Origin of the sequence: Izhakiella australiensis, from assembly GCF_002006995.1 — a bacterium.
GTDB lineage: Bacteria > Pseudomonadota > Gammaproteobacteria > Enterobacterales > Enterobacteriaceae > Izhakiella > Izhakiella australiensis.
The window spans coordinates 108,846-124,369 of record NZ_MRUL01000013.1; the positions used below are offsets into that span (position 1 = coordinate 108,846).

Annotated in this window: 16 protein-coding genes and 1 other annotated feature; of the genes, 11 read left to right on the forward strand and 5 right to left on the reverse strand. The window is 51.9% G+C overall.

What is annotated here, in order from left to right:
• Positions 1-792, reverse strand: a complete 792-nt coding sequence (locus BTJ39_RS17205; RefSeq protein WP_078003933.1) for a cytochrome C assembly family protein — start codon at positions 790-792, stop codon at positions 1-3.
• A 168-nt stretch (positions 793-960) separates the two neighbouring features.
• Between BTJ39_RS17205 and ffh the strand changes: the two genes are divergently transcribed.
• From ffh to rplS, 5 genes are all read left to right on the forward strand, one after another.
• Positions 961-2,322 (forward strand): signal recognition particle protein, encoded by a 1,362-nt coding sequence (gene ffh / locus BTJ39_RS17210; RefSeq protein ID WP_078003915.1) that lies wholly within the window; start codon positions 961-963, stop codon positions 2,320-2,322.
• A 143-nt stretch (positions 2,323-2,465) separates the two neighbouring features.
• A complete protein-coding gene (gene rpsP, locus BTJ39_RS17215) occupies positions 2,466-2,714 on the forward strand; it encodes a 30S ribosomal protein S16 (RefSeq protein WP_033739514.1) in 249 nt (82 codons plus the stop codon).
• 18 nt (positions 2,715-2,732) lie between these two features.
• On the forward strand, positions 2,733-3,281 hold the full coding sequence (gene rimM / locus BTJ39_RS17220) for a ribosome maturation factor RimM (RefSeq protein WP_078003916.1): 549 nt from the start codon (positions 2,733-2,735) through the stop codon (positions 3,279-3,281).
• Between the two features lie 32 nt (positions 3,282-3,313).
• Complete coding sequence (gene trmD / locus BTJ39_RS17225) at positions 3,314-4,099, forward strand: tRNA (guanosine(37)-N1)-methyltransferase TrmD (RefSeq protein WP_176110349.1); 786 nt, start codon at positions 3,314-3,316, stop codon at positions 4,097-4,099.
• A gap of 32 nt (positions 4,100-4,131) precedes the next feature.
• Positions 4,132-4,479: a 50S ribosomal protein L19 gene (rplS, locus tag BTJ39_RS17230; RefSeq protein WP_078003917.1), complete on the forward strand. Its 348-nt coding sequence runs from the start codon at positions 4,132-4,134 to the stop codon at positions 4,477-4,479.
• 192 nt (positions 4,480-4,671) lie between these two features.
• Here rplS and BTJ39_RS17235 read toward each other — a convergent pair whose 3' ends face one another.
• Positions 4,672-5,184: a GNAT family N-acetyltransferase gene (locus BTJ39_RS17235; RefSeq protein ID WP_078003935.1), complete on the reverse strand. Its 513-nt coding sequence runs from the start codon at positions 5,182-5,184 to the stop codon at positions 4,672-4,674.
• A 422-nt stretch (positions 5,185-5,606) separates the two neighbouring features.
• Here BTJ39_RS17235 and BTJ39_RS17240 point away from each other — a divergent pair, with 422 nt between their 5' ends.
• Entirely contained in the window at positions 5,607-6,677 is a 1,071-nt protein-coding gene (locus BTJ39_RS17240; protein ID WP_078003918.1) for a 3-deoxy-7-phosphoheptulonate synthase, read from the forward strand.
• A 13-nt stretch (positions 6,678-6,690) separates the two neighbouring features.
• Complete coding sequence (tyrA, locus tag BTJ39_RS17245; RefSeq protein ID WP_078003919.1) at positions 6,691-7,812, forward strand: bifunctional chorismate mutase/prephenate dehydrogenase; 1,122 nt, start codon at positions 6,691-6,693, stop codon at positions 7,810-7,812.
• 29 nt (positions 7,813-7,841) lie between these two features.
• Here tyrA and pheA read toward each other — a convergent pair whose 3' ends face one another.
• Positions 7,842-9,002 (reverse strand): bifunctional chorismate mutase/prephenate dehydratase, encoded by a 1,161-nt coding sequence (gene pheA, locus BTJ39_RS17250; protein WP_078003920.1) that lies wholly within the window; start codon positions 9,000-9,002, stop codon positions 7,842-7,844.
• On the opposite strand from pheA, the gene BTJ39_RS25180 reads away from it, so the two are divergent.
• Positions 8,995-9,189: a hypothetical protein gene (locus BTJ39_RS25180; protein ID WP_139356371.1), complete on the forward strand. Its 195-nt coding sequence runs from the start codon at positions 8,995-8,997 to the stop codon at positions 9,187-9,189. The genes pheA and BTJ39_RS25180 overlap by 8 nt on opposite strands.
• Positions 9,028-9,151, reverse strand: a sequence feature (Phe leader region). It overlaps the preceding gene by 124 nt.
• A 66-nt stretch (positions 9,190-9,255) precedes the next feature.
• Here BTJ39_RS25180 and raiA read toward each other — a convergent pair.
• Together raiA and bamD are read right to left on the reverse strand one after the other, a co-directional pair.
• The gene (gene raiA / locus BTJ39_RS17255) at positions 9,256-9,582 is read right to left on the reverse strand and encodes a ribosome-associated translation inhibitor RaiA (protein ID WP_078003921.1); all 327 of its coding nucleotides are present in this window, start codon (positions 9,580-9,582) and stop codon (positions 9,256-9,258) included.
• 273 nt (positions 9,583-9,855) lie between these two features.
• Positions 9,856-10,590: an outer membrane protein assembly factor BamD gene (bamD, locus tag BTJ39_RS17260; RefSeq protein WP_078003922.1), complete on the reverse strand. Its 735-nt coding sequence runs from the start codon at positions 10,588-10,590 to the stop codon at positions 9,856-9,858.
• A gap of 129 nt (positions 10,591-10,719) precedes the next feature.
• Here bamD and rluD point away from each other — a divergent pair, with 129 nt between their 5' ends.
• From rluD to clpB, 3 genes are all read left to right on the forward strand, one after another.
• Complete coding sequence (rluD, locus tag BTJ39_RS17265) at positions 10,720-11,700, forward strand: 23S rRNA pseudouridine(1911/1915/1917) synthase RluD (protein ID WP_078003923.1); 981 nt, start codon at positions 10,720-10,722, stop codon at positions 11,698-11,700.
• Positions 11,697-12,422, forward strand: a complete 726-nt coding sequence (gene yfiH / locus BTJ39_RS17270; protein WP_078003924.1) for a purine nucleoside phosphorylase YfiH — start codon at positions 11,697-11,699, stop codon at positions 12,420-12,422. Before rluD ends, yfiH begins: the two co-directional genes overlap by 4 nt.
• Positions 12,423-12,547: 125 nt before the next feature.
• On the forward strand, positions 12,548-15,121 hold the full coding sequence (gene clpB / locus BTJ39_RS17275) for an ATP-dependent chaperone ClpB (RefSeq protein WP_078003925.1): 2,574 nt from the start codon (positions 12,548-12,550) through the stop codon (positions 15,119-15,121).
• Positions 15,122-15,524 lie beyond the last annotated feature (403 nt).

A 15,524-nucleotide genomic window follows, 5' to 3' on the forward strand; every position in this document is an offset into this window, starting at 1 on the left:
TCAGGATGTCAGAAAGTGTTGCAGCATGCGGCTGCCAAAATAAGCCATGGTCAGCAGAAACGCGCCGCTGCAGTTGAACCAGACGACGCGGCGTCCACGCCAGCCTTCATGATAATGGCCCCATAACAACACAATATAGACAAACCACGCGAGGATGGAGAGAACGGCCTTATCAACATTTTCCCGGTTAAACAGGTCATGCATATAAAATAAGCCGGTACATAGCACCAGCGTCAGCAGCACGACGCCAACCTGGGTGATATGAAACATTTTACGTTCAATACCCATCAGCGGCGGAATATCGTTGCTGAAAGCCAGCCTTTTGTTTTTTAACTGGTAGTCAATCCAGGCCAGCTGGAGAGCATAAAGCGCGGCGATAATCAGCGTGGCGTAGGCAAAAAGCGCGAGGCCAATATGCACCATCATGCCGGGCGTTGTTTCCAGATGGGTAATAAATGTATTGGGAACGAAGGTGGCGAAGGCCAGATTAATCAGGGCGAAGCTGTATACGATGGGTAATAAAAGCCAGCCGCGATTGCGTGAAGCAACAATGGTCATAATGGCGCAAATCAGCAGGCTGACCAGCGATCCAATATTCAGCAGGCTAAGATTTTGTCCGTTGCCGATGGCAAAAATGCGCTGTTCTAATGCCACGCCATGGCAAATCAGAGCCAGCACTGCGGAGATAATAGCCAGCCGACGCCAGGCGCTATTTTTGCGCAGCAGCGTGGGAATAATTAATGCAAGGCTGGTTGAATAGGCAAACAGCGCCACTATCGCAAATACGAACATAAAAGTTGTCAGGTACTCGCCAGATAACGAAAAAAAGCAGTATAGCGCCAGCACCGGCTGGCTCCAAACGATCTCCATGCAGATGGCTGAGATCGTCGACCCTTCATGTTATAATCATCGCCATCATGTCGCTATAGCGCCCACTCTGAATACCTTGAGCGAGAGACAATGTTTGATAATTTAACCGACAGATTGTCGAGTACGTTGCGCAATATCAGCGGCCGCGGCCGTCTGACTGAAGACAATATTAAAGATACCTTGCGCGAAGTGCGTATGGCGCTGCTGGAGGCTGACGTCGCGCTGCCGGTGGTGCGCGACTTCATCAATCGGGTGAAAGAGCGCGCGGTAGGCCATGAGGTCAATAAAAGCCTTACGCCGGGCCAGGAGTTCGTCAAAATCGTTCGCAATGAGCTGGAAGCGGCGATGGGGACGGAAAATAACAGCCTGAATCTCAATGCGCAGCCGCCGGCGGTAGTGCTGATGGCTGGCTTACAGGGCGCGGGTAAAACTACCAGCGTTGGTAAGCTCGGCAAATTCCTGCGTGAAAAGCATAAAAAGAAAGTACTGGTGGTTTCAGCGGACGTTTACCGTCCGGCGGCGATTAAGCAGCTGGAAACGCTGGCGCAGCAGGTGGGCGTCGATTTCTGTCCGTCCGACCTGAGTCAGAAACCCGTTGATATCGTCAAGGCCGCACTGCAGCAGGCAAAGCTGAAATTCTACGACATACTGCTGGTCGATACCGCCGGGCGTCTGCACGTTGATGAAGCGATGATGGATGAAATCAAGCAAATCCATCATTCAATTAACCCGGTTGAAACGCTGTTTGTGGTTGACGCCATGACCGGCCAGGATGCGGCCAATACCGCCAAAGCATTTAATGAAGCCCTGCCTTTGACCGGCGTTATTCTGACGAAAGTTGATGGTGATGCCCGGGGCGGCGCGGCGCTATCAATTCGCCATATTACCGGCAAGCCAATTAAGTTCATGGGCGTTGGTGAGAAAACCGAGGCGCTGGAACCGTTCTATCCTGACCGCATTGCTTCCCGTATTCTCGGCATGGGCGATGTTCTGTCGCTGATTGAAGATATTGAAAGCAAGGTCGATCGCGATCAAGCGGAAAAGCTGGCCAGCAAGCTGAAGAAAGGCGACGGTTTCGATCTGAACGACTTTCTCGAACAGCTAAAGCAAATGCGTAACATGGGCGGCATGGCCAGCCTGATGGGCAAGCTGCCCGGAATGGGGCAGCTGCCGGATACCGTGAAGTCACAAATGGATGACAAAGTGCTGGTGCGCATGGAAGCAATGATTAATTCCATGACGCACAAAGAGCGTGAAAAACCGGAAATTATCAAAGGCTCACGCAAGCGGCGTATCGCTACGGGGTCAGGCATGCAGGTGCAGGATGTTAACCGCATGCTGAAACAGTTTGACGATATGCAGCGAATGATGAAGAAAATGAAAAAAGGCGGCATGGCGAAAATGATGCGTAACATGAAAGGTATGATGCCGCCGGGATTTCCCGGGCGTTAACCTGAATATGCCCCGGCGCGAAAAAGCATCGCTGAAAGATTGCTTTTTGCGCCAAAATGAGTAAAATTTTCGGGCTTTTTATATGACACCCGGGCCCCGTTCCTCGATGGGGCCCGGTTGTTTTATTAACTGAAGAGGATGTTATGGTAACAATTCGTTTGGCACGTCACGGCGCTAAAAAGCGTCCGTTTTATCAGGTAGTCGTTACTGACAGCCGCAATGCTCGCAACGGTCGCTTTATCGAGCGCGTAGGCTTCTTCAACCCGATCGCTTCTGGTCAGGCTGAAGCACTGCGTCTGGATCTGGATCGCATTGAGCACTGGGTTGGCCAGGGCGCTACTCTCTCTGATCGCGTTAATGCGCTGATCAAAGAAGCTAAGAAAGCAGCTTAATCTGTTACGGTGGCTGGCATGAGCAAGCAACAAACCGATCTGCCTCCTGAAAACCCCATTGTGATGGGCAAACTGGGTGCAGCGTTCGGAATTCGTGGTTGGCTCAAGGTATTTTCTTCCACCGAAGACGCCGAAAGCATTTTTGACTACCAGCCCTGGTTTATTCAACGGGCCGGTAAGTGGCAGCAGGTCGAGCTGGAAAGCTGGAAGCGCCACAGTCAGGAGATCATAATTAAGGTCAAGGGCATTGACGATCGTGATGCGGCAGCGCTGCTGACCAATTGCGAAGTCGTCGTTGACGCTAATTCTCTGCCGTCGCTGGAAGAAGGCGACTACTACTGGAAAGACCTTATTGGTTGCAAAGTAACGACCTCTAAGGGTTATGAACTGGGTAAAGTCGTTGATTTGATGGAAACCGGTTCTAACGACGTTCTGGTAGTGAAGGCAAATCTCAAAGATGCGTTTGGCGTAAAGGAGCGGTTAATTCCGTTTCTTAACGAACAGGTTATCAAGAAAGTCGATCTCGCTACTGGCTTTATTGAAGTAGATTGGGATCCTGGTTTTTGACCTCCGGATTCAATGGTAAAACGGCGCAGGCGATGTGGATTGGTGTTATTAGCCTTTTTCCTGAAATGTTTCGCGCGATTACCGATTACGGGGTAACTGGCCGGGCAGTAAAGAATGGCCTGCTAAGCATTCAAAGCTGGAGTCCACGCGACTTCACGCATGACCGACATCGTACGGTGGACGATCGTCCATACGGCGGCGGACCGGGAATGCTGATGATGGTGCAGCCCTTAAGGGATGCGATTCATGCAGCGAAAGCAGCGGCAGGGGAAGGTGCAAAGGTGATCTACCTGTCACCTCAGGGGCGCAAGCTGGATCAGTCCGGCGTGTGTGAGCTGGCGGCGAATCAGAAGTTGATTCTGGTCTGCGGCCGCTATGAAGGTATCGATGAGCGCATTATTCATACCGAAATTGATGAAGAATGGTCAATTGGTGATTATGTGCTCAGCGGCGGCGAACTACCCGCAATGACGTTGATTGACTCGGTTGCCCGGTTTATTCCGGGGGTGCTGGGGAAACAAGCGTCGGCAGAAGAGGATTCCTTTTCTGACGGGCTATTAGATTGTCCGCACTATACTCGCCCTGAAGTGCTGGAAGGAATGGACGTCCCGTCGGTATTATTGTCGGGGAACCATGCGGATATCCGCCGCTGGCGCCTGAAACAGTCGCTGGGCCGAACCTGGCTAAGAAGACCTGAACTTCTGGAAAACCTGGCTCTGACTGAAGAGCAAGCAAGGTTGTTGCAACAGTTCCAGTGTGAATATCAGCAACAGCATAACGATGATGGGAGCGTGCAGGCGACGCCTGACCCCTCCTGAATATCAGTTTACCCAGGATAAGAGATTAAATTATGAGCAACATTATTAAGCAAATTGAACAAGAGCAGATGAAGCAGGACGTACCTCCCTTCCGTCCGGGTGATACCCTGGAAGTGAAAGTATGGGTTGTTGAAGGTTCTAAAAAACGTCTGCAGGCATTCGAGGGCGTGGTTATCGCTATTCGTAACCGCGGTCTGCACTCTGCATTCACTGTTCGTAAAATTTCTAACGGCGAAGGTGTTGAGCGTGTATTCCAGACGCATTCACCGGTCATTGACAGCATCACCGTTAAGCGTCGTGGTGCCGTACGTAAAGCCAAACTGTACTACCTGCGTGAGCGCACTGGTAAGTCAGCTCGTATTAAAGAGCGTCTTAACTAAGAGCTCGCGTAAGCGACATCTCAAAGTTAATAGCAAACAAGGGGTTAGCGTAAAGCTAACCCCTTTTTTGTTTGGTGTTCGCGGCGTGTCCACGTGAAATCTAAATCGTCCACAAATGACCACAGTATTCAGGCTGGATTTTTATTGCAAAACGCGCACCTGCCACGGTGGTTGCACAGGCTTAGCAGATATTTACCTGCGCGAGATGTGATAAATAGCGGTGTTAACCGGGCCGCTATCCAGCACGATTAAACCGTAGCGAATAGCAGTCAGCTCGCCGCCGGCGCGGATCGCGACGGTGCGACTGGCGATATTGGCCTCTGCGGCGAGGATTTCTACCTTTTCAATCTCCGGGCGGGTAAACGCCATTTCTAACAGCGCCCTTACCGCCGCGGTGGCGATGCCTTTGCGCTGTTCGCTGCTACGTACCCAGTAACCAATTGAAGGCAGGATTTCCATCTGCTGAGGAAAGCGGATGCCGGCTCCGCCAAGGATATAGCCATCGTCAGTAAACAGACCAAATTCTTCGGCCTGGCCGGTTGCCCGCAAATGATGGGTAATCGCGAACCAGCGTTTGGCTTCGCTGGCGCCAAAATCTTCACTGGCCCATATCATCCATGGTTTCAGCGTATCCAGTGAACTGATTACGGCGTGAGAAAATTCAGCGGCATGTTCATCCTGCCAGGGACGTAGGTTTACCTTCATAATGCACGCCTTTATTTTGGGCCGGCTGATAATATCGCTGCCAGACGGCTTATTAATCTTTTCAGACAGCACCGCCAGTTGATTTCGCGATAACCGTACCACTCTTGTCACGCTGCGTCATCTTTAAGCGGCGGGTTCTGTAATGCATCTTTTATCGCTGCCTGCTACCGGAGCCCAGCCGTCGCGGATGTTCACCGTTAAGAATAAAGCTAAGCCATAGCAAGAAGAGGTGTATAGTTAGGTTTACATATTAATTTTGTCGTCATTATTTAACTATTTGTTTTTATTTATATTTTTTGTTTTTAGTTATCTATGGTTATTTTTATGTACAGGCATGTGGTCTGTTATGTATCAATTATGGTACATTTATTCATCCTTTGAAGGTCACGCTATACGCATAACGAAATGACAGGGTCGCTATCATGCAGAAAGATGCAGTTAATAATATTCATATCGCTGACGAACAAATTTTAATCACGCCTGAAGAGCTGAAAAACAAGTTCCCGCTCAGTGCCGCTCTCGAAGCTCAGATTACGACTTCACGCCAGACTATTGCTGACATCATTGCCGGTCGTGACCATCGTCTGCTGGTGGTCTGCGGTCCTTGTTCAATTCATGATACCGAAGCGGCTCTTGAATACGCTCGTCAGTTAAAAACCTTGTCCGATCAGCTGAAAGACCAGCTGTATATCGTTATGCGCGTTTATTTTGAAAAACCCCGCACCACCGTTGGCTGGAAAGGATTAATCAACGACCCGTACATGGATAACTCCTTTGATATGGAGGCTGGTCTGCATATTGCCCGCCAGCTGCTGGTCAATCTGGTCGAAATGGGGCTGCCGCTGGCCACGGAAGCATTGGATCCTAACAGCCCGCAGTATCTCGGTGACCTGTTTAGCTGGTCAGCGATCGGTGCGCGCACCACTGAATCGCAAACCCACAGGGAAATGGCCTCTGGTCTTTCCATGCCGGTTGGCTTTAAAAACGGTACTGACGGCAGCCTGGGGACGGCGATTAATGCTATGCGCGCCGCTGCCATGCCGCACCGTTTCGTCGGGATCAACCAGTCAGGCCAGGTTTGCCTGCTGCAAACGCAGGGCAATCCTGATGGTCACGTCATTTTGCGCGGTGGTAAGGCGCCTAACTACGGCCCGGAAGACGTTGCACAGTGTGAAAAAGAGATGCTGAAAGCGGGACTGCGTCCGGCCTTAATGATAGATTGCAGCCATGGTAATTCTAATAAAGACTATCGTCGCCAGCCCGGCGTGGCAGAATCTGCTGTGGCGCAAATCAAAGATGGTAACCGCTCGATTATGGGGCTGATGCTGGAAAGTCACCTGCATGAAGGCAATCAGTCTTCTGAGCAGCCGCGTTCTGATATGAAGTATGGTGTTTCCGTCACCGATGCCTGTATTAACTGGCAGGTCACGGACTCATTATTGCGGGAAATCCATCAGGGTTTGCAGGGCGTACTGGCGGCGCGTCTGGCATAAGAGGCATAAAATAATGGTGGCTGAATTAACCGCGCTGCGCGATCGGATCGATGAAGTTGATAAGGCGCTGCTGGATTTGCTGGCAAAACGTCTGGCGTTGGTTGCCGAAGTTGGTGAGGTCAAAAGTAAGGCCGGACTGCCTATTTATGTTCCGGAGCGGGAAGCGTCGATGCTCGCCTCCCGGCGACATGAAGCTGAAAAGCTGGGCGTGCCGCCGGACCTGATCGAAGACGTGCTGCGGCGTGTTATGCGTGAGTCCTACGCCAGCGAAAATGATAAAGGTTTTAAGACCATGAATCCCGCGCTGCGGCCGGTGGTTATCGTAGGGGGCAAAGGGCAAATGGGGCGGCTGTTTGAAAAGCTGCTCACGCTGTCTGGCTATCAGGTACAAATTCTCGATAAAGAGCAGTGGGATAGCGCCGAAACCATGCTGGGGCAGGCGGGAATGGTCATCATCAGCGTGCCGATTCATCTGACTGAGCAGGTGATTGCACAGCTGCCTCCGCTGCCGAAGGATTGCATTCTGGTCGATATTGCCTCGGTTAAAAATGTACCGTTGCAGGCGATGCTGGCCGCACACCCAGGTCCGGTGTTGGGATTGCACCCAATGTTTGGTCCGGATACCAGCAGCCTGGCAAAGCAGGTTGTTGTCTGGTGTGATGGTCGCCATCCGGAAGCTTACCAGTGGTTTTTGGAGCAAATTCAGGTATGGGGCGCTCGCCTGCATCGTATTAGCGCCAGCGAACACGATCAGCATATGGCGTTTATCCAGGCCTTACGCCATTTTGCCACTTTTGCTTATGGTCTGCATCTGACGGAAGAAAACGTTGAGCTGGAGCAGCTGCTGGCGCTTTCCTCACCGATTTATCGCCTGGAATTGGCGATGGTAGGTCGGCTGTTTGCGCAGGATCCTCAGCTTTACGCCGATATCATTATGTCTTCGGAGAACAATCTGGCACTGATAAAGCGTTATTATCGCCGCTTTGGCGAGGCGATTGCGCTGCTGGAAAAAGGTGATAAGCAGGCCTTTATTGATAGCTTTCGTAAGGTTGAACGCTGGTTTGGCGATTACGCGCCCCGCTTCATGACGGAAAGCAGGGCGATGCTGCGTTCCGCAAATGACAGCCGTCAGTAATAAAAAAGTCCCTTAATCAGGGACTTTTTTTAGCCGCGCTCTACGGGTACGACGTTTTCGCTGGGGTAGCATCCCAGCACTTTCAGGAAGCGGGTGATGCCTTGCAGTTCTTTCAGTGCGTTCTCCATAGCCTCAGAGCGCCGGTTTCCCTGTACATCAATATAAAACATCTCCTCCCACGGGTTGCCGTGAATCGGCCGGCTCTCCAGCTTGCTCATAATAAGATTATGATTGCGCAGGACCATCAATGCTTCTACCAGCGCACCAGCCTGCTGACCGGTTGCCATCAGCAGCGTGGTTTTGGCTGGCACCTGAGACGTCACTTCCACCGGCTTGCGCGCCAGAATGATAAAACGGGTAATGTTTTGCTTCTGATTTGCCAGGTCTCGTTCCAGAACTTGCAGGCCATATAAAGCGCCGCCGGCTTCGCTACCCAGCGCGGCGACGTGCGGGCTGTTGATCGCCGCGACTTTCTCCATTGCCGCTGCGGTACTTTCGGTGTATTCGGTTTTCCATTGCGCAAAGCGGCTGATGAACTGACTGCACTGCTGGAAAGGCTGAGGATGGCTGTATATGGTTTTTATTTGCTGCAGGTCCGTTGTGCCGGCGACCAGCACACAGTGATCGATGGGGATGGTCAGTTCGCCGACAATGGACAGGCTGGTATTTTGCAGCAGGTCGTACACGTCGTTAATCGATCCGGAGCTGGTGTTTTCAATCGGCACCACGGCATAGTCGGCCTGTCCGGTTTCAACTTGCTGAATAATGTCATTAAATTTCAGACAGCCGCTTTCTATCACATTTTCAAAATGGCGCGCGGCATATTTGCGCGCGGCAATGTGTGACCAGGAACCTTTTGGACCAAGGAAGGCGATGCGCGCATTTTCACTGCCCGTCTGGTTGAGGTGCTGTTGCAATAGCGTCTGCTGGGTCAGCACTGAGTCTTCAATGATCTGTTGAAAAAGCTGCGTAACATAATGGGCGTCCAGACCCTGCAATTTTCCTTTTTCAATCAGCTTTTCCAGCAGTTCACGTTCGCGAGCAATGTCGCGTACCGGCCGTTTTGTCAGCATCTTAGCGTTAGCCACTTCGACGGAAAGGGCGCGCCGTTCTGCAAGCAATATCAGTAACTTCTCGTCCAGCGCGGTTATTTTATCGCGCAATGACAGTAAAGGGTTGTCCATGCTCATCGTGTTTCTGTACCTTTCAGTCGTTCAAAAAAAAACCTCCCTTTCGGGAGGCTTTATTATTCGTCTTCGCATTCTTATTTCACGACGAAACGCCTCCCGTTCAGGGGAAGGTAAAAAAGAATGCGAAGAAGAACAGGTTTACTTGCATGTTTCAGGAATCTTTGGCTGCGACAGGTTAGAACAATAACCTTGTTAAAAATAGGCTGTCAATAAAAAACGCGCCCTGAGGCGCGTGTTGTCGATTAATAACCAATTATTCACTAAGGCTAAGGTCTTTCACGCTGCTGTAAGCGCGGCGTGCTTCACCTTTGTGCTGGGCTTTATTCAGTTGTTTTTCCAGCTTGCCTATTAAATCATTAATGGCAGAGTACATGTCGATATGTTTAGCACTGGCAACCAACGGGCCGTTAGGGGTGTTGATGTTCGCATCGGCGACGAATTCGTTGGATTCTTTTGACAAGACAATGTGCGGATTGATTAGTTGCGTTTGCCATTTTTCCAGTTTAGCAAGACGCTCTTCGACATGATTGCGGATAGCTTCGGTAATCTCCATCTGTTTACTGGTAATGTTCAGAATCATAGTGCTTACCTCTCTGTCATTTCCGTCCGGGTAAGTCCAGAATAGCGCCACAAATGGGTTAATGTTTGATCTGGATCAAAAAATTAGGTCACTTTTTGTCAAAGAAATGAAATATGTGAAAAGGGCGGGTTAACCCATTTTTGGCTCTTGAATTTCATAGCCTGGGCTGACATAGTTGACTGGATAACAGATTTTCAAAACAGAAAATTTGATGAATTAAGCAGCAAAAAGGCAGCCACCACGGCTGCCTTTTTGCGTTAACAATGAATGCTGTTAGCTGGTGCGGTTTGCAGCGATAAGCTTGGCGACTTTCTCCGCTTCGCCATTAAGCTGTAGCTTACGGTAGGCATTTTCCATCAGCGGCAGTGCGGCCTTCGTTGCCTGCGTATCCGGATAATCCTTCAGCATTTGCTCAACGCGGTTAACAACGGCGACATACGCGCCGCGCTTAGTGTAGAATTGCGCCACGGCTAACTCGTATTTCGCCAGGCGGTCTTTTAAAGAAATCAGGCGCAATCTGGCATCGTTGGCATACAGGCTGTTGGGATAACCACGCAGCAGCTGCGTGAAATCGCGAAATGCGACGCGCGCATGTTCCGGATCGCGGTCGGAACGATCGATGCCAAAGAAGTTCTGCAACGTGCTGTTATCCATTGCCATATCGGTCAGACCACGCATGTAGATAACGTAGTCAATGTTCGGATGCGTTGGATTCAGACGCAGAAAGCGATCGATAGCTGCCTGAGCGAGTGGAAGATCGCCATTTTTGTAATACGCGTAGATAAGATCCAGCTGCACCTGTTGGGAGTAAGGACCGAATGGATAGCGGTTATCAAGCGCTTCCAGTTGCGTGATGGCGCCTTTAAAGTTACCGTCCTGCAGCTTTTGCTGGGCCGTGGCATAAATCTCGGCAGGCGGGCTGTCAGGCACCGTCTCCTTGGAGCCGGAACAGCCGGCAAGTGCAAGGCTCAACGTGGCTGCAGCCACCAGATATTTCATACGCGTCATGACGATTTGATTATCCTCAGAGTGTTATTGCGAAAGCTGTCCGTTAAGCTTTCGATAGTGACCAGGTACGATAGCACAATATATTAACGGCTACGCCGTGAAAACCCAACGTTAACGAAGAAGCTGTTTATGGCACAACAAGTACAACTCACCGCAACGGTGTCCGAATCACAACTTGGACAACGCTTAGATCAGGCTTTGGCCGAATTGTTCCCTGATTATTCACGTTCACGCATAAAAGAGTGGATTCTGGATCGCCGCGTCCGGGTAAACGGCAGCGTGGCAGATACGCCCAAAGTCAAGGTGCTCGGCGGCGAGCAGGTGGCAATTGACGCTGAAATTGAAGAAGAAGCCCGCTGGGAGCCACAGAATATTGCGCTTAATATCGTCTATGAAGATGACGATATTCTGATTATCAATAAGCCCCGCGACCTCGTCGTTCATCCCGGCGCGGGTAATCCTGATGGCACGGTACTCAACGCGTTGCTCTATCATTATCCGCAAATCGGCGACGTGCCGCGTGCCGGTATCGTTCACCGTCTTGATAAAGACACCACGGGACTGATGGTGGTCGCGAAGACCGTTCCCGCGCAGACACATCTGGTGGAATCGCTGCAGCTGCGCGAAATAACCCGAGAATATGAAGCGGTCGCTATCGGTAATATGACGGCTGGCGGCACGGTTGAGCAGCCGATTACCCGCCATGCGACCAAGCGCACGCATATGGCCGTCCACCCGATGGGTAAGCCTGCGGTAACGCATTACCGCATTATGGAACATTTTCGTGCCCATACCCGCCTGCGGCTACGCCTTGAAACCGGCCGTACTCATCAGATCCGCGTTCATATGGCGCATATTAACCATCCTCTGGTCGGCGATCCGCTGTATGGCGGGCGTCCGCGTCCGCCAAAAGGGGCTTCCGATCGCTTTATCAGCACCCTGCGACAGTTTGATCGCCAGGCGCTTCATGCCACCATGCTGCGGCTTTACCACCCGATTAGCGGCATTGAGATGGAGTGGCATGCTGAGATTCCGCAGGACATGGTCGACCTGATTGATGCGCTGAAGGCTGATACCGAGGAATTTAAAGATCAGCTGGACTGGCTATGAGTTTACTGCTGCCGCAGTGGAAAGCGCCGGCGTCAGTATGTGCCTGTAGCACTACGCGGCAGGGCGGTGTTAGTCAGCGCCCCTGGGAGGCGTTTAACCTGGGAGCGCACGTTGGCGATAAGCCTGAGCATGTCGCGCTTAACCGTCAGCGGTTGAATCGGCTGGCTGAATTGCCATCCCCGCCCGTCTGGCTGGAGCAGGTACATGGAACGGAGGTCGTGATCCTGCCTTCTGCCCAATCGGCGCCGCGCGCCGATGCCGCTTATACTCATCAGCGCGGCGTGGTTTGTGCTGTTATGACCGCTGACTGCCTGCCTGTGCTGCTGTGTTCGACGCATGGCGATGAGGTCGCGGCGGTACATGCTGGCTGGCGTGGATTACTGGCCGGAGTCATTGAACAAACCTTGAAAACGTTCAATGCCCCGCCGCATCAGATCATGGCCTGGCTAGGACCGGCTATCGGACCTCAGGCATTTGAGGTCGGCGGTGAAGTGCGCGATGCTTTTATTAATCACAATCAGGCTGCCGCCGCCGCTTTTGTCCCTGCCGGCGACAAGTTTTATGCCGATCTCTGGCAGCTGGCGCGCCAGCGTCTCCAGGCCACGGGCATTGAGTCCGTTAGCGGCGGAGGGGTCTGTACCTATCAGCAAATTGGTCAATTTTTCTCCTACCGGCGTGATGGAATCACGGGCCGTATGGCAAGTTTGATTTGGCTGATATAAATTAGCGCCCTAAGACGATCCAGGTTGGTGTTTTTTCCAGCAAAAAAACGGGTCAGGAAACTTGAAAATTTGAGGACAGACCTCATTTAATCTCCAGTAGCAATTTTGACCTGTAGGGGGAAATTATGCGTCTGGATCGTCTTACTAACAAATTCCAGCTTGCTCTCGCCGACGCCCAGTCTTTAGCACTTGGGCGCGATCATCAATTTATTGAACCACTGCATCTGATGAGCGCGTTGCTCAATCAGGAAGGGGGCTCTGTGCGCCCGCTTCTGACCACTGCCGGCGCCGATGTTGCCAGCCTGCGAACCGGCATTGAGCAGGCGATTAGCCGCCTTCCTCAGGTTGAGGGCAGCGATGCCGACGTGCAACCTTCTGCCGATTTGATTCGCGTACTGAATATTTGCGACAAGCTGGCGCAAAAGCGCGGCGATAACTTTATTTCATCTGAATTGTTTGTTCTGGCGGCGCTCGACTCGCGCGGTTCGCTGGCCGATTTACTGAAATCTGCCGGCGTCACCAGCGATAAGCTGACGAAAGCGATCGAACAAATACGTGGGGGAGAAAACGTGAACGATCAGGGCGCAGAAGATCAGCGTCAGGCTTTGAAAAAATACACTATCGACCTTACCGAACGGGCCGAACAAGGAAAGCTGGACCCGGTTATCGGGCGCGATGAAGAAATTCGCCGCACCATCCAGGTCTTGCAACGCCGAACTAAAAATAACCCGGTACTTATTGGTGAGCCTGGCGTTGGTAAAACGGCTATCGTTGAAGGTCTGGCTCAGCGCATTATCAATGGCGAAGTTCCGGAAGGGCTGAAAGGGCGTCGCGTTCTGGCGCTCGATATGGGCGCACTGGTTGCCGGCGCCAAATATCGCGGTGAGTTCGAAGAGCGCCTGAAAGGCGTGCTGAACGATCTGGCGAAGCAGGAAGGGAATGTCATCCTGTTTATTGATGAATTACACACCATGGTGGGTGCGGGTAAAGCCGACGGCGCAATGGATGCCGGTAATATGCTGAAACCCGCGCTGGCTCGCGGTGAGCTTCACTGCGTTGGCGCCACCACGCTTGATGAATATCGCCAGTACATTGAAAAAGATGCCGCACTGGAGCGTCGTTTTCAGAAAGTTTTTGTTGCTGAGCCGAGCGTGGAAGACACCATTGCCATTTTGCGCGGGCTGAAAGAGCGCTATGAGCTGCATCATCACGTGCAGATTACCGATCCGGCTATTGTCGCAGCCGCCACGCTGTCGCATCGCTATATTGCTGACCGGCAGCTGCCGGATAAGGCTATCGATCTAATCGATGAAGCTGCGTCCAGTATTCGTCTGCAGATCGACTCTAAGCCCGAGTCGCTGGATCGACTCGAACGGCGAATTATACAGTTAAAGCTGGAGCAGCAGGCGCTGAAAAAAGAGTCTGATGATGCCAGCATTAAACGCCTTGATATGCTTGAGGAAGAGCTGACACAAAAAGAGCGCGATTACTCCGAGCTGGAAGAAGAATGGAAAGCGGAAAAGGCATCGCTTTCCGGTACTCAGACGATTAAAGCAGAATTGGAGCAGGCGCGTCTTATGATGGAGCAGGCGCGGCGTCAGGGCGATCTGGCTCAGATGTCAGAACTGCAATACGGTAAAATTCCGGAGCTGGAAAAACAGCTTACCGCTGCCACGCAGTCTGAAGGTAAGACGATGAAGCTGCTGCGCAATCGCGTTACCGACGTTGAGATTGCCGACGTGCTGGCGCGCTGGACGGGGATCCCCGTAGCCCGGATGATGGAAGGCGAGCGGGATAAGCTGCTGCGCATGGAGCACGAACTTCACCAGCGCGTAATTGGTCAGGATGAGGCGGTGGAAGCGGTATCCAACGCGATTCGCCGCAGCCGGGCGGGGCTGGCTGATCCTAACCGGCCGATTGGTTCGTTTCTGTTTCTTGGTCCGACCGGCGTGGGTAAAACCGAGCTTTGTAAAGCGCTGGCTAATTTTATGTTCGACAGCGATGACGCGATGGTGCGCCTCGATATGTCAGAGTTTATGGAAAAACATGCGGTATCCCGTTTGGTGGGGGCGCCTCCTGGATACGTGGGCTATGAAGAGGGCGGATACCTGACGGAAGCGGTCCGGCGTCGTCCTTATTCGGTTATCCTGCTTGACGAAGTGGAAAAAGCGCACCCGGATGTGTTCAATATTCTGCTCCAGGTACTGGATGATGGCCGTCTCACCGATGGTCAGGGGCGTACGGTCGATTTCCGCAATACGGTGGTTATCATGACATCGAACCTTGGCTCGGATCTGATTCAGGAACGCTTTGGCGATCTGAACTATGATGAAATGAAAGCGTTGGTGATGTCTGTGGTTGGTCATCATTTCCGTCCGGAGTTTGTTAACCGTATCGATGAGCTGGTGGTTTTCCATCCGCTGGGCGAAAAGCATATTGCTTCGATTGCCAAAATTCAGCTGCATCGCCTTTATCAGCGCCTGGAAGAGCGGGGATATGAATTGCAGATCAGCGATGAAGCGCTGCAACTTTTAGGTAAAAATGGTTACGACCCGGTTTACGGCGCTCGCCCGCTGAAAAGAGCGATTCAGCAGGAGATCGAAAACCCGCTGGCGCAGAAGATCCTCTCTGGCGCTTTCGTGCCGGGTAAACCGATCTCAATGGACGTCAAAGACGGCGATATCGTTGCTTCACAGTAGGTCTTCCCCTGTCAGAAAGGGTCGCATAGCGGCCTTTTTTGACATAAGCGTCGATTAAATCAGCGGGGAGATTGAAAAGTGAGCGAACGGTACTGTTTTTGCAAATAACCCTTGTCAGCGGCTCGCTGCGCCCTATAATGCGCACCCACTGACACGGCAAGGCGGCAACGCTGGCAGGTCAGTCCGGCAGGCGCCGGAGCGGAGAAGAATTCTGAAAAATGAATTGACTCTGAAAGAGGAATGCGTAATATACGCCACCTCGCGACAGCAGGCTGTACGCCGCGTCGCACGCTCTTTAACAATTTATCAGACAATCTGTGTGGGCACTCGCAGGATTGATATCGCAAAACTATTTGATGTATCAAGTCTTGAAGAGTGAACACGTAAATTCATTACGTAACCG

Coding starts and splice junctions, on each gene's coding strand:
- clpB (WP_078003925.1), top strand. CDS start 12,548: ATGCGTCTGGATCGTCTTACTAACAAATTCCAGCTTGCTCTCGCCGAC.
- trmD (WP_176110349.1), top strand. CDS start 3,314: ATGTGGATTGGTGTTATTAGCCTTTTTCCTGAAATGTTTCGCGCGATT.
- tyrA (WP_078003919.1), top strand. CDS start 6,691: ATGGTGGCTGAATTAACCGCGCTGCGCGATCGGATCGATGAAGTTGAT.
- yfiH (WP_078003924.1), top strand. CDS start 11,697: ATGAGTTTACTGCTGCCGCAGTGGAAAGCGCCGGCGTCAGTATGTGCC.
- raiA (WP_078003921.1), bottom strand. CDS start 9,582: ATGATTCTGAACATTACCAGTAAACAGATGGAGATTACCGAAGCTATC.
- BTJ39_RS17240 (WP_078003918.1), top strand. CDS start 5,607: ATGCAGAAAGATGCAGTTAATAATATTCATATCGCTGACGAACAAATT.
- ffh (WP_078003915.1), top strand. CDS start 961: ATGTTTGATAATTTAACCGACAGATTGTCGAGTACGTTGCGCAATATC.
- BTJ39_RS17235 (WP_078003935.1), bottom strand. CDS start 5,184: ATGAAGGTAAACCTACGTCCCTGGCAGGATGAACATGCCGCTGAATTT.
- BTJ39_RS17205 (WP_078003933.1), bottom strand. CDS start 792: ATGTTCGTATTTGCGATAGTGGCGCTGTTTGCCTATTCAACCAGCCTT.
- bamD (WP_078003922.1), bottom strand. CDS start 10,590: ATGACGCGTATGAAATATCTGGTGGCTGCAGCCACGTTGAGCCTTGCA.
- rluD (WP_078003923.1), top strand. CDS start 10,720: ATGGCACAACAAGTACAACTCACCGCAACGGTGTCCGAATCACAACTT.
- pheA (WP_078003920.1), bottom strand. CDS start 9,002: ATGAGCATGGACAACCCTTTACTGTCATTGCGCGATAAAATAACCGCG.
- BTJ39_RS25180 (WP_139356371.1), top strand. CDS start 8,995: ATGCTCATCGTGTTTCTGTACCTTTCAGTCGTTCAAAAAAAAACCTCC.
- rpsP (WP_033739514.1), top strand. CDS start 2,466: ATGGTAACAATTCGTTTGGCACGTCACGGCGCTAAAAAGCGTCCGTTT.
- rplS (WP_078003917.1), top strand. CDS start 4,132: ATGAGCAACATTATTAAGCAAATTGAACAAGAGCAGATGAAGCAGGAC.
- rimM (WP_078003916.1), top strand. CDS start 2,733: ATGAGCAAGCAACAAACCGATCTGCCTCCTGAAAACCCCATTGTGATG.